Source organism: Maritimibacter harenae, assembly GCF_009882975.1.
Lineage (GTDB): Bacteria > Pseudomonadota > Alphaproteobacteria > Rhodobacterales > Rhodobacteraceae > Maritimibacter > Maritimibacter harenae.
Map to the genome: position 1 here is coordinate 21048 of NZ_WTUX01000068.1, position 17111 is coordinate 38158.

19 protein-coding genes are annotated in these 17111 nt (G+C 57.8%); 7 read left to right on the forward strand and 12 right to left on the reverse strand.

Features of this window, described 5'->3' with window-relative positions; translation table 11 throughout:
• The first annotated feature begins 15 nt into the window (after nt 1–15).
• Both GQE99_RS20660 and GQE99_RS20665 read left to right on the forward strand, forming a co-directional pair.
• Entirely contained in the window at nt 16–1176 is a 1161-nt protein-coding gene (locus tag GQE99_RS20660; protein ID WP_161353832.1) for an ABC transporter substrate-binding protein, read from the forward strand.
• A gap of 62 nt (nt 1177–1238) precedes the next feature.
• Nucleotides 1239–1850 carry a TetR/AcrR family transcriptional regulator gene (locus tag GQE99_RS20665; RefSeq protein WP_161353833.1) on the forward strand — a complete coding sequence of 204 codons (612 nt, stop codon included), beginning with the start codon at nt 1239–1241 and terminating at the stop codon, nt 1848–1850.
• A gap of 314 nt (nt 1851–2164) precedes the next feature.
• On the opposite strand, the gene GQE99_RS20670 is transcribed toward GQE99_RS20665, so the two are convergent.
• The 7 genes from GQE99_RS20670 to GQE99_RS21785 all read right to left on the reverse strand — a co-directional run bounded on the left by GQE99_RS20670 (nt 2165) and on the right by GQE99_RS21785 (nt 9935).
• A complete protein-coding gene (locus GQE99_RS20670) occupies nt 2165–3886 on the reverse strand; it encodes a PHA/PHB synthase family protein (RefSeq protein ID WP_161353834.1) in 1722 nt (573 codons plus the stop codon).
• A gap of 242 nt (nt 3887–4128) precedes the next feature.
• On the reverse strand, nt 4129–4578 hold the full coding sequence (locus GQE99_RS20675; protein ID WP_161353835.1) for a MaoC family dehydratase: 450 nt from the start codon (nt 4576–4578) through the stop codon (nt 4129–4131).
• 25 nt (nt 4579–4603) lie between these two features.
• A complete protein-coding gene (locus GQE99_RS20680; protein ID WP_161353841.1) occupies nt 4604–6253 on the reverse strand; it encodes an electron transfer flavoprotein-ubiquinone oxidoreductase in 1650 nt (549 codons plus the stop codon).
• A 10-nt stretch (nt 6254–6263) separates the two neighbouring features.
• Nucleotides 6264–8048: an acyl-CoA dehydrogenase gene (locus tag GQE99_RS20685; protein WP_161353836.1), complete on the reverse strand. Its 1785-nt coding sequence runs from the start codon at nt 8046–8048 to the stop codon at nt 6264–6266.
• 14 nt (nt 8049–8062) lie between these two features.
• On the reverse strand, nt 8063–8989 hold the full coding sequence (locus tag GQE99_RS20690) for an electron transfer flavoprotein subunit alpha/FixB family protein (protein ID WP_161353837.1): 927 nt from the start codon (nt 8987–8989) through the stop codon (nt 8063–8065).
• On the reverse strand, nt 8989–9747 hold the full coding sequence (locus GQE99_RS20695; RefSeq protein WP_161353838.1) for an electron transfer flavoprotein subunit beta/FixA family protein: 759 nt from the start codon (nt 9745–9747) through the stop codon (nt 8989–8991). The genes GQE99_RS20690 and GQE99_RS20695 overlap by 1 nt, the downstream gene beginning before the upstream one ends.
• 59 nt (nt 9748–9806) lie before the next feature.
• Nucleotides 9807–9935: a hypothetical protein gene (locus tag GQE99_RS21785; protein WP_268892766.1), complete on the reverse strand. Its 129-nt coding sequence runs from the start codon at nt 9933–9935 to the stop codon at nt 9807–9809.
• 71 nt (nt 9936–10006) lie between these two features.
• On the opposite strand from GQE99_RS21785, the gene GQE99_RS20700 reads away from it, so the two are divergent.
• Both GQE99_RS20700 and GQE99_RS20705 read left to right on the forward strand, forming a co-directional pair.
• Nucleotides 10007–10216, forward strand: coding sequence for a hypothetical protein (locus GQE99_RS20700; RefSeq protein ID WP_161353839.1), 210 nt, complete (start codon nt 10007–10009; stop codon nt 10214–10216).
• 387 nt (nt 10217–10603) lie between these two features.
• Nucleotides 10604–11299, forward strand: a complete 696-nt coding sequence (locus GQE99_RS20705) for a hypothetical protein (protein ID WP_223229251.1) — start codon at nt 10604–10606, stop codon at nt 11297–11299.
• A gap of 219 nt (nt 11300–11518) precedes the next feature.
• On the opposite strand, the gene GQE99_RS20710 is transcribed toward GQE99_RS20705, so the two are convergent.
• The 4 genes from GQE99_RS20710 to GQE99_RS20725 are packed head-to-tail and all read right to left on the reverse strand — an operon-like array spanning nt 11519 to nt 14801.
• Entirely contained in the window at nt 11519–12931 is a 1413-nt protein-coding gene (locus GQE99_RS20710; protein ID WP_233145770.1) for a TRAP transporter large permease, read from the reverse strand.
• The gene (locus GQE99_RS20715; RefSeq protein WP_223229250.1) at nt 12882–13403 is read right to left on the reverse strand and encodes a TRAP transporter small permease subunit; all 522 of its coding nucleotides are present in this window, start codon (nt 13401–13403) and stop codon (nt 12882–12884) included. Before GQE99_RS20715 ends, GQE99_RS20710 begins: the two co-directional genes overlap by 50 nt.
• Before the next feature lie 37 nt (nt 13404–13440).
• Entirely contained in the window at nt 13441–13950 is a 510-nt protein-coding gene (gene lspA / locus GQE99_RS20720; protein WP_036538122.1) for a signal peptidase II, read from the reverse strand.
• Nucleotides 13947–14801: a cation transporter gene (locus GQE99_RS20725; protein ID WP_028284971.1), complete on the reverse strand. Its 855-nt coding sequence runs from the start codon at nt 14799–14801 to the stop codon at nt 13947–13949. Before GQE99_RS20725 ends, lspA begins: the two co-directional genes overlap by 4 nt.
• Before the next feature lie 56 nt (nt 14802–14857).
• On the opposite strand from GQE99_RS20725, the gene GQE99_RS20730 reads away from it, so the two are divergent.
• The 3 genes from GQE99_RS20730 to GQE99_RS22005 all read left to right on the forward strand — a co-directional run bounded on the left by GQE99_RS20730 (nt 14858) and on the right by GQE99_RS22005 (nt 16306).
• Nucleotides 14858–15202 carry an ArsR/SmtB family transcription factor gene (locus tag GQE99_RS20730; RefSeq protein ID WP_046212131.1) on the forward strand — a complete coding sequence of 115 codons (345 nt, stop codon included), beginning with the start codon at nt 14858–14860 and terminating at the stop codon, nt 15200–15202.
• Nucleotides 15203–15253: 51 nt separating this feature from the next.
• Entirely contained in the window at nt 15254–15721 is a 468-nt protein-coding gene (locus GQE99_RS21920) for a DUF411 domain-containing protein (RefSeq protein ID WP_074637346.1), read from the forward strand.
• Nucleotides 15722–15967: 246 nt separating this feature from the next.
• Complete coding sequence (locus GQE99_RS22005) at nt 15968–16306, forward strand: c-type cytochrome (RefSeq protein ID WP_161353840.1); 339 nt, start codon at nt 15968–15970, stop codon at nt 16304–16306.
• Here GQE99_RS22005 and GQE99_RS21350 read toward each other — a convergent pair.
• The gene (locus tag GQE99_RS21350) at nt 16210–16416 is read right to left on the reverse strand and encodes a hypothetical protein (RefSeq protein WP_162797850.1); all 207 of its coding nucleotides are present in this window, start codon (nt 16414–16416) and stop codon (nt 16210–16212) included. The two genes, GQE99_RS22005 and GQE99_RS21350, sit on opposite strands and share 97 nt — an antisense overlap.
• Between the last annotated feature and the right edge of the window lie 695 nt (nt 16417–17111).

A 17111-nucleotide genomic window follows, 5' to 3' on the forward strand; every position in this document is an offset into this window, starting at 1 on the left:
GAAAGGGAGGAAATCATGAAGAATTTTGCAACTGCACTGGCGCTCTCCGCGCTGGTCACCGGGGCGGCCATCGCTGGTCCGCAGGGCGTGACCGAAGATAAGATCACGCTTGGCAGCTATACCGATCTCAGCGGCCCGCTGGCTGTCTGGGGCGTACCTGAAGCCAACGGACTGCGCATGCGCGTGGACGAGATCAACGCCGCGGGCGGCATTCACGGTCGCCAGCTTGAGATCGTGATCGAGGACACGCAGTATCAGGTGCCGCGCGCCATTCAGGCTGCCAACAAACTGCTGCGCCGCGACAGGGTCTTTGCTATGGTCGGCGCGCTGGGAACACCGATGAACCTCGCGGTCATGCCGCAGCAATTGGACGCCGGCGTTCCCAACCTGTTTCCCATGACTGCGGCGCCCGAGATGGCAGAGCCGCTGCACCAGATGAAATACGCCTTTTTTCGCAACTATACCGAGCAGTTCCGAGCGGCGGTTGCCTATTTCCATGATAATGGCGGGTTTGTGACTCCCTGCGTGTCGCAGATCGCCAACGAAGCGGGCGAGTCGATGACGCTTGGCGTTGAACAGCAGCTACATGAATACGGCATGGAGATCGTTGCAAAAACCGAGCATTCGGCCACAGAGACCGACATGGTGTCTTCGGTCACGACCTTGAAGAATGCAGGCTGCGACATCGTCTTCAACGCCGGCAGCGTCAAGGACACGATCTTGACCGTTGCCACCTCAAAGAAGCTCGGTTTCGAACCGATCTTCGTCACGGGCATGGTCCCCTACATGGATGCCGTGGCCAAGGCGGCAGACGGTGCAATGGAAGGGCTCTATCTGGTTTCGCCCTTCGTCTTCGCCGATGTCGCGACTTCGGAAGGCGAGGCCAAACGCATCCTGGAAACCTATGCAGAGACCTATGGGACAAAAATGGAGCCGCAGGCGCAGTTGGGCTATATTTTCATCGATTTGCTGGCCGAGGCGCTTGAAGCGGCAGGCCCCGAACTGACCACCGAAGGCTTCTTGGCTGCGATCGAGGCGATCAATGGCTATGTCGATCCGATCGGCGGCCAAACAATCAGCTTTGGCCCCGAAGATCACCAGGGGGTGGAAACGCTGATTCTGGCCAGGGTTGAAAACGGCTCCTGGACCGTTGCAGCCCGGGGCCTCGACTACTAATCTCGCCAACATGTCGGGCGGGAAGTTCTCTCGCCCGGCGCACAATTTATAGTGAGGGAAATGTGCCTGCGATCCAATGGCATAAAAAGACAAAAGACGTCGAGGAACAGCAGGAACTTAAACGCCGCGCAGTTTTGGATGTCGCGGCGAGTCTGTTCTCGTCGGTCGGCTACAAGAAAACCTCGCTCGATGATATCGCCGCTGAACTGGATCTGACCAAGCCTGCACTGTATTATTACGCCCGCAACAAGGAAAACATCCTAATGCAGTGCGCACTGGTTTCCCTGGAAAGGGTCGGTCTGTGCTTTGACGCGGCCCAAAGGTCAACTGGCAATGGCCTTGACAGGGTTCATGTGTTTTTTCGTTCCTACGCTGCATTGGTTGTGAGCGATTTCGGTTCCTCATTGATGCGCGAGGCGCGCCGCAACCTCACGGGCAAGGATCAGGAAAAACTGCGCCAAACCTTGCGCGACGGTCAGGAATTCCTTGAAGAGGTCATCGAGGCAGGTATCAAGGATAAGTCAATCCGCGAATGCTCGCCTAAAAGGCTCGCCCAGGTTCTGTTCTCGGCCTTCAACCAGATGCCGGAGTGGTACGATCCCGACGGTCCGGAACCTCCCGAGGTTATTGCCAACCAGATCCTTGAACTTGTCAGCGATGGAATACGAGCCTAGCGCACCCAATGCTGTGTTTTTGCGCTCAATTTCGGCATACAACCAGACCAGTCACAGTCGGGATTTCGGAATGCCGGTTGATTGGGGGGCAATTCATTCGGTGAAATCTGACGAAGATCGTTGCCCTGCCCACATATGCACAGGAGTATCCGCTACCGGCCATTTGATTATGCCGAGGAATGCAAGACGTTTGATGCTTGGTTCAATAGGGATAGGATTTCCGGTCGTTCCGCTTCACGAGGGATGGCGTTCAGGTTTCGCGGCGATTTCCGGCAGTACCGAACGACCACATATCCCTGTCATGGAACGCGGTCTCAATTCGCCCGAACGTAGCTTCCCGGTGCCGGCTCGATGGATTTGTACTTTCCGCGGTTGACGGGCTTTCGAGGCTTGACGGTCTTGCCGTCTTTGGCCTCGAGCCAGTCCGCCCAGTAGGGCCACCACGACCCCGGCATTTCCGTGGCCTTGGTCAGAAAATTCGCTGGTTCTGGCGGATAGGTGTCGCTTTTTCTGAAACCGTATTTGGCACGTTCGGTCGGGGGGTTGATGACTCCGGCAATATGGCCCGAGCCGCCAAGGACAAATTCAACCTCGCCGCCGAGTATCTGCGTAGCTGGATAAATCGAGGTCCAGGGGGCGATGTGATCCTCGGACGTGGCAAGTACGAAAACCGGCGTTTCGATCTTGCTCAGATCGATCTTGACACCGTTCATTTCCAATCCACCGGGCTGGCGCAGCCGGTTCTCTAGATAGACCTCTTTGAGATACCAAAGCAGCATGGCCGCAGGCAGTCGTGTGGAATCCGAATTCCAATACAAAAGGTCGAAAGCCCGGGGTTTCCGACCGCGCAGGTAATTGGCCTCGAAGAACGACCAGATCAAATCGTTCTCGCGAAGCATCGAGAACATGTCCTGCAAGTGATAGGCTTCAAGATAGCCTTTCTCTTCCATATGCGCACGCAGGACTTCCAGCCGGTTTTCATCGACGAAGACGCCGATTTCGCCCACGTCCTTGAAATCGACCATGGTGGCCAGTGTCGTGGCGGAATTGACCCGGTCATCACCAATGGCTGCGAGGTAAGCCAGCGTTGCCGTCACCAGGATGCCACCAATGCAGAAACCGAGGATATTGGCCTTTTCTTCGCGGGTGATGTCGCGAATGGCATCAAGCGCGGCCAGCGGTCCGAGTTTCATGTAATCAGCAAAATCCTTGTCCGCGTGATCGCTGGTCGGGTTGACCCAGGAAATCACGAACACGGAATGCCCCCGATCCAGCATGTAGCGCACCAGGCTGTTCTTCGGCTGCATGTCCAGAATGTAGAACTTGTTGATCCAGGCCGGGACAAACAGGATTGGCACACTGTGCTGGTCCGGTGTGCGCGGATGGTACTGGATCAGCTGCATCAGGTCGTTTTGAAACACAACCTCGCCTTCTGTCGTGCCAAGATCCTTTCCGACCGTGAACGCCGACGGATCGTTCGTCGCGATGTCCAGGCGCCCCTCACCGCGCTCGAGATCGTCGAGCATTTTGGACAATCCTTCCCGAAAACTCGCACTGTTGGTTTCAGTGAACATCTTACGCGCCGGAGCGTTGGTCAGCAGGTAGTTACTGGGCGACAGTGCGCTCATCATCTGCCGCGTGTAGAATCTGACACGCATATAATCTCTGGAATTTTTTGGAAGCTCTTCCAAAAGGTCATTGGTCGCGCCTTCAATCGCCAGGAACACATCGCGATAGGCTCGCGATATCGGGTCCTTTTCCCAACTCGGATCGCTGAAACGGCGATCTCGCACACCGCTTTCTTCATCGGGGCCTTGCAGTATCGCCTTCCACGAAGACTGGATCGCCATGCTGGCCTTTATCTGTGCATCAACCAGCTTGCCCGGCTCCTGCAGCATGTCGGCCCAGAAGGTTCCATAGGCTTTGGCAAGTGTCTTGGCGTCGATCAGGGAATACTCTGACCCGCTGGCCTTTTTGAGGGCCCGCACGTGCAGCTGTGACAGCACTTTTGTCGTGCGCAGGGTCAGATCCTGCATTTCCGTTGCGGCCTTTGCTGTGTCGGCTGTGTCGTTCGTTTTAGTCCACTGTGTCATCATCCGAGTCCCATCATGTCAAGTTTGTCTTTCTGGCGCATCCAAGCGGCAACGCCGTCCTGTCAAGCAACCCCAGGAACGTCGTGATACCCACGATGTCCTCTTTGTCGTCGTGGCGGCTGGTGGAATGTTCAGTCACAGGGGACACAATTTAAGTGGCTGACTAAAGGATCGTCGGCCATATCCTACGCGGCTTTTGTGCCCCGTTTGGCGCTGGAGGTCAGCTTGACAGTGGCCTCGCCGTCCACCACGACCTGCCCGCGGACGCGGCAGGTTGTTCTCAAGTTCGCGCGGCAGCGCTCGGTCTCGATTGTTTCGACAATCACTTCAGCGTGAACTGTGTCTCCTGGACGCACAGGTGCCACAAAATTCATCTCCTGCGAGATATAGATTGTTCCGGGCCCGGGTAGTTTGTTGGCAATCGCCGCGGAGATAGTGCTGGCGGTAAGAAACCCATGCGCGATCCGGCCATTGAACGGTGTGGTTTTGGCAAACTCATCATTGATGTGAATGGCGTTGTTGTCGCCGGATGCCCCGGCAAAGAGAACAATGTCGGCGTCGGTGATGGTTTTCGAGAACGTGGCGGTCATGCCCGGTTCGAGATCTTCGATGTCATATCCGTTCAGCTCGTTCATAGTGCGGTTCTCCTGATTTAGGCATTTACATGTTCGGATAATTTGGTCCGTCGCCGCCCTGCGGCGTGACCCAGTTGATGTTCTGGCTTGGGTCCTTGATGTCACAGGTCTTGCAGTGCACGCAGTTCTGGAAATTGATCACGAAGCGCGGGTCGCTGCCGTCTTCCTCGACCACCTCGTAGACGCCGGCCGGGCAATAGCGCTGTGCCGGTTCGCCGTATTTTGGCAGGTTGACCGAGATCGGCAATTTGTCATCACCCAGCTGCAGGTGGCTTGGCTGACTTTCCTCGTGATTGGTCATCGCAAACGACACGTTGGTCAGCCGGTCAAAGCTCAGCTTGCCATCGGGTTTTGGATAATCGATCACCTTGTGCTTGCTGGCCTCTTCGGTGGCCGCCGCATCGGTCTTGCCATGTTTCATCGTGCCAAAGAGCGAAAAGCCCAGCGTGTTGGTCCACATGTCCAGACCGCCCAGCGCCAGCGAGGGCAGCATCCCCCATTTCGACCACATCGGCTTGACGTTGCGCACCTTTTTCAGATCCTTGCCGATGGCGCCGCCCCGCACGTCGTCCTCATACGCCGTCAGCTCATCACCCGACCGCTCGACCTTAATCGCGTCAAACGCCGCCTCGGCCGCGGCCTTGCCGCTGAGCATCGCGTTGTGATTACCCTTGATCCGCGGCACGTTGACCATGCCCACCGAACAGCCCAACAGCGCTACACCGGGTGCCACCATTTTCGGCATCGACTGGTATCCGCCTTCGGAAATCGCCCGTGCGCCATAGGCCACGCGTTTGCCGCCTTCCAGCAGTTCGGCCACCATCGGGTGATGCTTGAAGCGCTGGAATTCCATATAGGGGAAGAGATGCGGGTTCTTGTAGTTCAGGTGCACCACGAACCCGACATAGACCTGGTTGTTCTCGAGGTGATAGATGAACGACCCGCCCCCGGCATTGCCTCCCAGCGGCCAGCCCATGGTGTGGGTCACCTCACCCTCGTTGTGCTTGTCCGGGTCGATCTCCCAGATCTCTTTCATGCCGATGCCGAATTTCTGCGGCTCCTTGCCCTTCGACAGGTCGTATTTGGCAATCACTTCCTTGGCCAGTGACCCGCGCACGCCCTCGGACAGAAACACGTACTTGCCGTGCAGCTCCATGCCGGGCTCATAGGCCGGCCCCGGTGTGCCATCGGCTTCCTTGCCGAACTCACCGGCCACAACACCCTTCACGCCGCCGTTTTCGTCATAAACCAGCTCGGAACAGGCCATGCCGGGGAAAACCTCGACGCCCAGCTCCTCGGCCTGCTCGGCCATCCAGCGACAGACATTGGCCATGCTGACGATGTAGTTGCCGTGGTTGTTCATCAGCGGCGGCATCGGAAACCCCGGCACCCGGATCTGACCGGCCTCGCCCAGCATGTAGAACTTGTCGGAGGTCACCGGGACGTTTAGCGGCGCGCCCTTTTCCTTCCAGTCGGGGATCAGCGCCTCGAGCCCCGAGGGATCGAGTACTGCGCCGGACAGGATATGCGCCCCCACTTCCGAACCCTTTTCCAGCACCACCACGTCAAGCGAACTGTCGAGCTGCTTGAGACGGACCGCGGCGCTCAGACCCGCAGGCCCCGCGCCGGCGATCACCACATCATATTCTATCGTTTCTCGTGCAGATCCAGACATCTCAATGACCTCACGCAACGCTGTGCAGATCAGAGGGTGCCAGCGCCAGAACGCTCGACGCACCATCCGTCGCCGCGCTCAGCCGTGCCAGCGCCTCGGGGAAGACTTGCTGCGCATAGAATTCCGCCAGCCGGATCTTGGCGCCGGCATGGTCGGATTGGCCACCCGCGGCAGGTTCCCCAGCGGCAGCAAGCGCCGCATCGCCCAAGGCCCAGGCGCCCAGCGAAAGGCCGAAGAGCTCTAGCACGTTCATTGCCGACGCGGCCTGCGTATGTGCGGTTTCCTTACCCGCATCAAGCAGCCATCTTGTAGCGGTTTCCACCGTATCGGCAGCGTGCGAAACGCTGCGCGACAAGAGCGTCCAATCACCGTGCGGGCTGCTCTCGCAGGCAAGTTCCGCCGCGCTCAATCGCATGTCGTCGATGATTTCCTGAACCGCCGCACCGCGGTCGCGCAGGATCTTGCGCCCGGTCAGGTCGAGTGCCTGAATGCCCGTGGTACCCTCGTAGATCGTGGTGATCCGGGCGTCGCGCAGGTGCTGTGCTACACCGGTTTCCTCGATATAGCCCATGCCACCATGAACCTGAATGCCAAGCGAGGCGGTCTGGATCGACATCTCGGTCGAACAGCCTTTGACAACCGGGATCAGTAGATCAACCCGGCGCTGTGCACGGTCCCGGGCCTCGGGGTCGACGGCGCGATGCGCAAAATCCAGCGCCGCCGCGGCGCGGTAGGCGAGAATGCGGGCGGCTTCGGTGCGGCTCTTCATGATACCCAGCATGCGGCGAACATCTGGATGGTGAATGATTGCGGCCGACCCCTCGACCCCGTCAACCTTGCCCTGCCGGCGGTCGGCTGCATACGCCGCCGCGTCCTGGCAGGCATGTTCGGCAACGCCGATGCCCTGGATTCCCACATTGAGCCGGGCGTTGTTCATCATCGCGAACATATACTCCAGTCCACGGTTGACCTCGCCCACAAGGTAACCGACGGCGCCACCGCTATCTCCAAATGACAACGTGCATGTCGGGCTGGCATGAATACCCAGCTTGTGCTCAATCGAAACGCAGTGCACGTCATTGGGAGCGCCATCTGGCATCACCTTCGGTACAACGAAGAGCGAGATGCCTTTGACGCCCGCCGGAGCATCAGGCAGTCGGGCCAGCACGAGGTGGATGATGTTGTCAGTAAGGTCATGCTCGCCGTAAGTTATGAAGATCTTCTGGCCGCTGATCCGGTAGCAATCGCCCTCGGGCACCGCCTTTGACCGTATCGCGGCCAGATCAGACCCTGCCTGCGGTTCTGTCAAGTTCATGGTTCCGGTCCATTCGCCGCTCACCAGTTTGGGCAGGTAGGTCTCTTTCAAGGTGTCCGAAGCATAGCATTCAAGCGCCTCGATCGCGCCCTGGGTCAGCATCGGGCAGAGCTGGAATGCCATGTTGGCGCCGTGGAACATCTCCTGGATGCAGGCATTGACCACGAAGGGCAGACCCATGCCACCGTATTCGGGGCTTGCCGACGGGCTGTTCCAGCCCATCTCGACCAGCATGTCGTAGACGGTTTTCCAGCCTTCGGGCATGGTCACCCGGCGATCTTCAAAACCCAGACCGGCGAGGTCGCCGGACCGGCTGAGCGGCGACAGTTCTAGGCCGGCATATTTGGCGGCTTCCTCGAGGATCGCGTCCACCATATCCGGCGTTGCCTCTTCAAGGCCAGGCAACTGGCTGATCGCGTCGAGATCACAAAGCTTGCGCAGAACGAAACGCATGTCCTGAAGGGGGGCGGTATAGGTCATTTTCTGACTCCAGATCAGAGCTTTTCGATCAATTCCGGCACGGCGGTGAACAGGTCGGCGACCAGTCCGAAATCCGCGACCTGGAAGATCGGGGCCTCTTCGTCCTTGTTGATGGCAACGATGACCTTGGAGTCCTTCATGCCGGCGAGGTGCTGGATCGCACCCGAGATGCCGACCGCAACATAGAGGTCCGGGGCCACGACCTTGCCGGTCTGGCCGACCTGCCAGTCGTTGGGGGCATAGCCCGAATCGACCGCCGCGCGCGACGCGCCGACAGCGGCGCCTAGCTTGTCCGCGAGGGCTTCGATCAGTTTGAAGTCCTCTTCGGAACCGACACCGCGGCCACCCGAGACCACGACGCCTGCCGAGGTCAGTTCAGGTCGATCGCTTTCGGCGACCTTGTCCTCGACCCATTCGCTGAGGCCGGGATTGTCACCCGCCGAGATGGTTTCGATCGGGGCCGAACCACCGTCACCGGCCGCATCAAAGGTCGAGGTGCGGAAGGTGACGACCTTTTTGGCATCGTTCGAGCGGACCGTCTGCACGGCATTGCCGGCATAGATCGGGCGTTCGAACGTGTTGCCGTCAACCACGCCCGAGGCATCTGAGATCACCATCACGTCCAGCAGTGCGGCAACACGCGGCATCACGTTCTTGGCGTCGGTGGTGGCGGGCGCAACGATATGCTCGTAATCACCGGCCAGCGACACGATCAGCGCAGCGGTGGATTCCGCCAGGCGGTGGCCGAGGCTTGCGTCTTCGGCGACCAGCACTCTGGACACGCCGTCGATCTTGGCGGCGGCTTCGCCCGCGGCGGCGGCAGAGCCCCCGGCACAGAGCGCGGTCACGTCACCCAGGGCCTTGGCGGCGGTCACGGCCTTGGCGGTGGCGTCCAGCGACAATTCGCCATTGTTCACTTCGGCAAGGAGAAGAACAGCCATTACACAGCCCCCGCTTCTTTGAGTTTCTCGACCAGTTCGTCGACCGAGCCGACGATGATCCCAGCGGCGCGGGCCTCGGGTTCGGCCGTGCTGACGATTTCCAGGCGCGGGGCGACTTCGACGCCGTAATCGGCGGCGGTTTTTTCGTCCAACGGCTTTTTCTTGGCCTTCATGATATTCGGCAGCGAGGCATAGCGCGGTTCGTTCAGGCGCAGGTCGACGGTGACGATGGCCGGCATTTTGACCTTGATAGTTTGCAATCCGCCGTCGACTTCGCGGGTCACGTTGGCGCTGTCGCCGTCGATCTCCAGTTTGGAGGCGAACGTCGCCTGTGCCCAACCCGTGAGCGCCGCAAGCATCTGCCCGGTGGCGTTCATGTCATTGTCGATGGCCTGTTTACCGCACAGAACGATACCTGGCTGTTCTTCGTCGATCACCGCTTTCAGCAGCTTCGCCACGGCGAGGGGTTCGATGTCGGTATGCACATCGTCGGCGGCGACAATCAGGATCGCCCGGTCGGCCCCCATGGCCAAAGCTGTCCGCAGCGTTTCCTGCGCCTGCTTTACGCCGACCGAGACCGCAATGATCTCTTCGGCTTTGCCGGCCTCTTTCAGTCGGATCGCCTCCTCGACGGCAATTTCGTCAAACGGATTCATCGACATTTTCACGTTGGCGAGATCAACGCCCGATCCGCCCGCTTTGACGCGAACCTTCACGTTATAGTCGATCACGCGTTTGACAGGCACCAGCACCTTCATTATGAGGCTCCTTTTTTTGATGTTCGGCCATCGGGAAGTGTCCGATGGGAAACGCGACTTCACTTGGTAGTTTCGTTCAGCTTCCAGAGATTGTTCACCACGTCACTGCCATCTTCGAAAACCCGGTTTAATGTGTTTTCAACTTGCCAAATGCAGCTGATTTTGTGGCTCGCCTTTTTGGCGCCCATGCCAACAATCGACGCAACCGCCACCGGGTACTTTGCTTGTAAGGTACATGTGGACGAGGTGTTTGTAGCTCTTGCTGTCCTTGATCCCCTTCAGGCTGAGGCTTTCCAATTGGGTGGACGACGTGCGGCAGCTGGCATCGCATGTCTTCGATCACAATCCTGAGCTGGCAGCCCTGGTTACAGCCTGCAGCAATGATTTCGTCAACGCGCACCAGATCGGCGACCCCTTTGGTTCCAAGACGACAGTTTTTTTGTCAGCATTTAGGTTTCCTTTTTACTGACTAGTAAGTAATAAATAGCTGAAGCAGTCAACAAAAAATATTGACGCTTTTTCATAAGCTTGGGGATAGCTATCAGAAGAAGCGGGTGCTTTGCCGCGTTCAAACGAGAATCAGAAGTAGTGTGTTATCGTGCCAAGCACATTGTCCGTTCAATATATGCGTTGCGGTCTGTGAACTCTCGTTTCTGCTTGCGCCCGCTCAGTGCCGGTCGGGAACAAGGGAAAAGCACATTTGCGACCCATCGGCTTTAGCCAAAAAAAGACGGGCTCTCGAATTCCCGAGGATCGCAAATACTTAACATAAACTTCATTATGCGGCTTAATATTTTGCGTTGCGATAGTATATTATCGTATGTATGCTGAACTCCTCTCACGGAGGTCCCCCAGTATGCGCCATTTACTCAAGAAGCTCCTCCCCTCGGTCGCAGTCGCTTTGGCCGCGACAAGCTTTTCGCTGCCGGCACCCGCCCGCGCGCAGACCTACCCGATCGATTGCGCGATCCTCTTGTGCCTGTCTGGCGGCTGGCCCGCTTCCGTCCCTTGCGCCCGAGCCCGCGCCGAGTTCATCCGGCGGATTACGCCTTGGCCAGTGGAACCGCCGCTGCAAATCTGGCGCTGTCCCATGGGCGCGTCCTATGAGAGCGATCGGCAATCAAACAACGCTGACCGCATAATTGAAGCCTTGTACCGGACCGACAACCGTCGACCGCTCCAATCCTTGCCAGTAGATAATCTCGTTCCCACAGACTTCACCCTTCGGCTTGTTCAGGACCGCGCGGACATCGATATCAGCGGGCCAGAGTTCAATTTCGTGCGGTCCATCCGCGTCTTCGATGTACGGTATGCACGACAGCACGAGTCCGGGCGCGATGGGGATTGTAACCGAAGCGCGACCGTGGTCCTCGGCACCTACGGGACCCAAGGCGATTTCTCATGGCAGCGATCTTCCATAACTGCCCTGCCCGAGGCCCATGTGGGACTTGAACGTTGGGGCCAGAATTGCCCGGGTATCTATCACCGATCTGTCTTCGTCGATTGGCGTGACTATGAGGGCAACTACGGCTTCGAACAGGTGAACTACTAGCGCTGACAAAGACAGCTTTGCCATCATGCTGCGAGAATTTTAGCGTGCTGAGTTGTTCAAATACCGGCCCTTCGCTGCTTTCGGTGCGTTTGTCCGGAGAGCGGACTAAGCACCATTTCGCTGCGGCTGCGCCAGTGGCCGCTTCAGCTCAATCCGAAAAAACGGTTAAACCTAGAGAACCCACAAGGGAATGCTTTCCCCCGCTGCAGGCTACATCACTCACCGCTGTATCAATTGCGGCGCATCGGCATCCCCAAGGGCCATTTCGGGCAGCCAAGTGATAAGCTGAGGAAACGAGATCAGCGCCGCGATCAATGCAATCTCAATGGCAACAAGGGGTACCGCTCCGCGATAGATATCAGACAGATTGATACCCTTCGGTGCGGCCATCTTGGCAAAGAACAGGGCATAACCGAAAGGGGGCGTCAGAAAAGACGTCTGCAACGCCAAGGCTATCAGGCCAGCGATCCAGATTTGTGCAAAGTAGGCAGAGCCGACGTGATCTGCGAAGTCGAGCTCTGAAATAATCGGCATCAGTACGGGTACAAAGACCAGCAGCACCTCGATCCAGTCAAAAACAAACCCAAGTATGATGATCACGCCAAGGAGCATGGCCAACAGTTCCCACCGGGTGAGATCGAATGCGGATATCCAGTCGAAGATCACATTTGGTCCACCAACGAGGTGGAAACTGAGCGAAAACACCGATGCGCCAAGTACGATGAAGAAGACCATCGACGTCATCGTGCTTGTCTGCACCGTGACAGAGTTTAACGACGAGAAAGACAGACGCTTTCGCGCCAGAGCAACCAAAAGCGCGCCAAAAACCCCTACTCCAGCCGCCTCTGTTAGTGTCGCAAAGCCCAGAATGATGCTGAGCGGAATGGATGCGATGACCGCGACAGACGCGAGTACAAACAAGAGGTCTGACACAAGATTGGTCTTGGGTGTGTCCAGCGGGATTTCGACCGTTTTTCTCAAGGTGACCGCAAAGTAGACCGCGAAGGCCATGACCATCAGAAGCACAGGTACGATGAGGGCCACATACATCAATCCGATGCGCAGATAGAACACGTTCGAGATGAAGAACAGCATCACGGCTGGCGGGAACACGACACCCAATGCTCCAGAAGCTGCGACAGCGCCTCCTGCGGTTCGCGGTGCGTAGCCCGACGCCATCATCGGGGCATAGGCCACCAACGCCACAGTTATGACGGAAGCACCGATCACCCCGGCGGCGGGCGCAAGAACGAGGCCGATCAGCAAAGTCGCAATGGCGTAGCGACCGGGAACGCCTGTCAGAAGACGCCCCAGCAAGCGAAACATGGTTTCGGCAATCCCGCTGGCATTCAGGATCAGGCCAAGAAAAATCAACATTGGAACGCTGGTGAATTGGACTGATTCATTGGTCAGTACACCACGGGCCCGCAGGTAGATCAGCCCCAGATGCTGAAAATCAGTGATCCCCACCCAAACCGCAGCGACAAACCCCAAGAAGCCTGTCCCCGCGAGCACCAGCGCCACCGGAAAGCCACTGAAAACCCCAATCGCCATCACGACAAGCATGGCAACCGTGAGGACCTCATTCACCATTGTGCAGGCCGCTTGCTTGTTCCGGTGCACCTTGCGCACGTCTCCCTGTCAGAAAGGCGATGTTGCGAAGGGCTACGATCATCCCGGCAAGAGCCAGCAAGATGGGGCCGATGACCCCGGTGATGCGTTGTGCCCACAACTGGGTTTCCGCGTATTTCGTGGTGCGCATCAAACCGTCCCATCCGTAGTAGGTCAGGATGGCGGCGAGCGGCAGAAGGACAAAAAGGCCGCCAATCAGTTCGATCCAAGCAATGCGGCGGGCGGACCAATGTCTGCGAAGAACATCAACGCGCACGTGACCGTCGCGCAGATAGGTATACCCAAAGGTCAAGAAAATTAGGATGAACAGCAGTGACGTGGACAGGTCCGGCAAATAGCTCGACACGCCAAGTTGTAGCTTGCGATCCAGCATCTGAAGCGCGCCATAAGCAGCAATCGAAACAACTGTCAGCCACGCAGTCACGACGCCGATGCCGCGAATGCCACGGTCAATCCAATCCAAAAATCTCAAGCCGAATTCCCTCCCAAAGTTCTTTGCCTGTTAGCTGTTATCCCCCCGTGACATCTCCCTTGCGATTGTCTTGTTCCCGATTTTCCGGCCTAACTTTCGAGGTGCGAAAGCTGTCCCAGAACAGCAATGCTGCCCCACAAAAGATCGCCACGTCAGCCAAGTTGAAGGACGGCCAGTGGTATGACCTGTAATGGAAGTCGAGAAAGTCAGGGACGGCCTGATAGCGCAGACGGTCAAGGATATTGCCAAGCGCGCCTCCGATGATCAGACCGAGCGCCGCACCTGTCAGCCTGTCCGGAGCCTTCCACAGCCAGATCAGCAGCCATGCCACGACCACGGCAGCAAGTGCGACCAGACCCCACCAGGGTACGACCCCGCCGAGCATACCGAAGCTGACCCCATCGTTCAAAACCCGCACGAGGTTGAGAAAGGGCAGAACCTCGACCCCGTTCTCAAGCGCCGGGGAGTTCAGGGCAAGAGCCTTGGTGCCCTGATCAACACCAAACGCGGCGATGGCGCAAAGCCCACCGAGAACGCGGCTGTTCATGCCACCGCCTTCAGATCGGCCCGCGCGTCGCGGATGATCGCCCATGACGAGTGCAGGAACAGTCCGGCGATCCCGAAGGCTACGATGAGATCGGGCCATGCGCTGCCTAGCCAAACCACCAGCCCGGCGGCGATAACGACTGCGGCGTTGCCGATGGCGTCGTTGCGCGAGAACAGCCAGACAGCGCGCATGTTCGCGTCGCCCTTGCGGTACCGCAGCAACGGCAGCACGGAGATGACATTTATCACAAGAGCAATCAGGCCCAGAATCCCCATCAAAGTGGCGTCTGGGGTTGTCGGCTCGAATGCCCTTATGATGGTCGTGCCAAAGACTCCAAGACCAAGCAGGCCGAGGAAGATGCCCTGGATCAGAGCCGACCGCGCTCGCCAAGCGAGGCTCCAGCCGATGGCCAACAGGCCGAGGAAGGTGATTGCGCCGTCGCCGATGAAATCCAACGCGTCGGCCTTCACGGCCTGTGACCCGGCAATGAACCCGCCGATCATTTCAAGAACGCCATAACCAACATTCAGGATCACAACGATCCAGAGCGCGCGGCGATAGCCAGGGTCCTGATGGGCCGCACCTTGCTGAATATCTTCGTCGCTCTCGATGCGGTCAAACCCATACCCTGTTGTCTCGACGGCTTTTTCAATTTCCGGCAAGCGCGCTTCGGGAGCTGTCAAAGTCATTATGTGCGTTGCAGTAGACACTTTCACGGCGTCAGGCGCGATACCTGCAGATTGCGCCGCCCGCTCGATCTGGGCGGCATCCTTGGCGCAATCCATACCGGAAACGCGGTAACGGAAGGATGGGATATCTGCCGCCGAACCGGTGCTATCAGCGTTGGCCATGATCGCAGTTCTCCTGCTAAAGTGGATCAAAGGATAATATATCAGTGAGCAATGATATGACGCAGATCGTTGTGGACCGCAAGGTCGGTACCATTGAACAACGCGCAAAACTATTTCGCGGCTTTGCCGACCCAAGCCGCTTGTCTATTCTCGGCGCGCTGTGCGGGGAGCCGCTGGTTGTTCACGAACTCGTCGAGCGTACGGGACTATCACAACCAAACGTATCCAACCACTTGCGATGCTTGTTGGAGTGCGGGCTAGTTAACAGCGACCGAGATGGGCGCTTCATCCGCTACCGTATCAGTAGCGCACGTATCGCAACGCTGTTGAGCGATGTGGACGCACTTCTCGATGTGGTCGCAGGGGGCGTTGAGGCCTGCGACAACTATCGCGGGAGATAAGCAGCCACTAAGCGATGAAATAGACTAGGACAGAGCTAAAGGACGACTGATATTGATGTAACGCGCCGTCAAATTATTATAGCCGCTGTAGGTCTTACCAGCATTGCACCCTTCGCCGCGATTGCGCAGGGAGCTCCGTCGATCCACGTTCTTAAGGACCCGAATTGCAGCTGTTGCCGGGTTTGGGCTGATATTCTTCGGGCTGAAGGCTTCCGTGTGACCGAGGAGCGCAGCTTTGGAACACTGCTGGTCCGACACAAGTTGGACAATGGCATCCCCCAAGAGATGATATCGTGCCACACAGGCGAGATCGAAGGCTATATGATCGAGGGCCATGTGCCCGCAGCAGACATTCGTCGCCTTCTGGACGAACGCCGAGACGCAGTCGGTCTCGCCGTTCCCGGCATGCCCTATGGATCACACGGAATGGGGCCAGAAGATCAGCGTGAAGCCTACGATGTATTTCTGATCCGGCGCGACGGTAACACCGAAGTGTTCACGAGTTACGAAGCAGCCTGACGGCAATTTCATTGATCGGAAACCATAAGGAGAAGACTATGAAGCAGCATAAATCACGCTATTTTGGTAAGGTTGCGGTGTGTATGATCTCTGCTACTGTAGCCTTCGCACAGCAGCAGCGAGGCGATTGGGTGGGGTCACGGGCCAATGGGACCGAACCACATGTGGTCTGAACGCATGCCTGGCTGGGGACACGGCAACATGGGTCCGGGCCAGCAATAGCGCATGCAACGACATTGGACTTACATGAACGAGTGCGTGCCCGCAGCTCATCGGGGCGCTCGGAGCACTATTCGCGCGACGCCTGAAGTTATCGCGGAAGGCCAGACGCTATACACAGCGAACTGCGCAAGTTGTCATGGAGCCGAGGGTCTCGGGGATGGTGAGGCCGGTCGGTCTCTCGTGCCTTCTCCGGCTCTCCTTAGATGGTTTGTTCAGATGCCGATGTCGGGAGACGAGTATCTGCTCTGGGCAATTTCTGAGGGCGGTCAGCGCTTCGGAACAGAAATGCCAGCCTTCAGGGAAGCGCTGACTGAAGAAGAAATCTGGAAAATCATCGCATACATGCGTGCGGGGTTCCCGTGATACCGCGCACCGCGAACACTTTGTAGAGCTTTTGGCGGTGCTTCCAAAAATACACAATTTCGCCGATCACCACCAAAACTGACATTGGTGGAGCGCGCAGCATCGCTCACTCTGGGCTCCTTCGAGACCTTCGCTGCCATCAGCTCAAATGACCGGTACGCTCGCAGACCCTTTCCATCAATATGAACTGGCGGCTGCGTGAGAATCCTATCCACTGTCACTTTTTCGAATCCGCGTGAGCGCATCGAAGTCGATTTCTTGCTTCTGTTCGTCACTTATATCCGGCCGGGTTTCCGATACCGGCTGGGGCCCTTGGACGTCCCACATCACCGCATGTGAGCCTGTACTCCAGCGATAAACCCAACCAACAACACTGCACCCATCGGTCCCGATCAGATTGGCGATCGCGACGCCCTCACCCCTATCATCGTTCACTGTTTACTAACTTCCTGCACTGTGGCGCTGCAAACTGCGGTGTGAGGTTGCAGAGCGTTCACTACGACCGCGCGCCGGACTTCGTTGATTTTGGCTACCTGGTCCTCGATGAGGGAATGATCATCAGACCGAGAAAATGGGTTCCCGCGTTCTCAACAATTCATTGGCTTCAAATCCTGTGGTCGGGCTCCGTGGCGGCTTCGACAATCGACAGGACTTCATCTTTGTCAAAACCAATGACCCTCGCCAGAACTGTAAACTCCACGACGTCGATACGACGTGACCTGCCCCTGAACTTTCATCCAGCCGCGACCGGAGCCCGGTTGGTGTTTACGCCGATTGGCGCAGGTTGAGCAATCGCCCGACGCGC

Coding starts and splice junctions, on each gene's coding strand:
- GQE99_RS20660 (WP_161353832.1), top strand. CDS start 16: ATGAAGAATTTTGCAACTGCACTGGCGCTCTCCGCGCTGGTCACCGGG.
- GQE99_RS20670 (WP_161353834.1), bottom strand. CDS start 3,886: ATGCAGGATCTGACCCTGCGCACGACAAAAGTGCTGTCACAGCTGCAC.
- GQE99_RS20675 (WP_161353835.1), bottom strand. CDS start 4,578: ATGAACGAGCTGAACGGATATGACATCGAAGATCTCGAACCGGGCATG.
- GQE99_RS20680 (WP_161353841.1), bottom strand. CDS start 6,253: ATGTCTGGATCTGCACGAGAAACGATAGAATATGATGTGGTGATCGCC.
- GQE99_RS20685 (WP_161353836.1), bottom strand. CDS start 8,048: ATGACCTATACCGCCCCCCTTCAGGACATGCGTTTCGTTCTGCGCAAG.
- GQE99_RS20690 (WP_161353837.1), bottom strand. CDS start 8,989: ATGGCTGTTCTTCTCCTTGCCGAAGTGAACAATGGCGAATTGTCGCTG.
- GQE99_RS20695 (WP_161353838.1), bottom strand. CDS start 9,747: ATGAAGGTGCTGGTGCCTGTCAAACGCGTGATCGACTATAACGTGAAG.
- GQE99_RS21785 (WP_268892766.1), bottom strand. CDS start 9,935: ATGGGCGCCAAAAAGGCGAGCCACAAAATCAGCTGCATTTGGCAAGTT.
- GQE99_RS20705 (WP_223229251.1), top strand. CDS start 10,604: ATGCGCCATTTACTCAAGAAGCTCCTCCCCTCGGTCGCAGTCGCTTTG.
- lspA (WP_036538122.1), bottom strand. CDS start 13,950: ATGAACAGCCGCGTTCTCGGTGGGCTTTGCGCCATCGCCGCGTTTGGT.
- GQE99_RS20725 (WP_028284971.1), bottom strand. CDS start 14,801: ATGGCCAACGCTGATAGCACCGGTTCGGCGGCAGATATCCCATCCTTC.
- GQE99_RS20730 (WP_046212131.1), top strand. CDS start 14,858: ATGACGCAGATCGTTGTGGACCGCAAGGTCGGTACCATTGAACAACGC.
- GQE99_RS22005 (WP_161353840.1), top strand. CDS start 15,968: ATGAACGAGTGCGTGCCCGCAGCTCATCGGGGCGCTCGGAGCACTATT.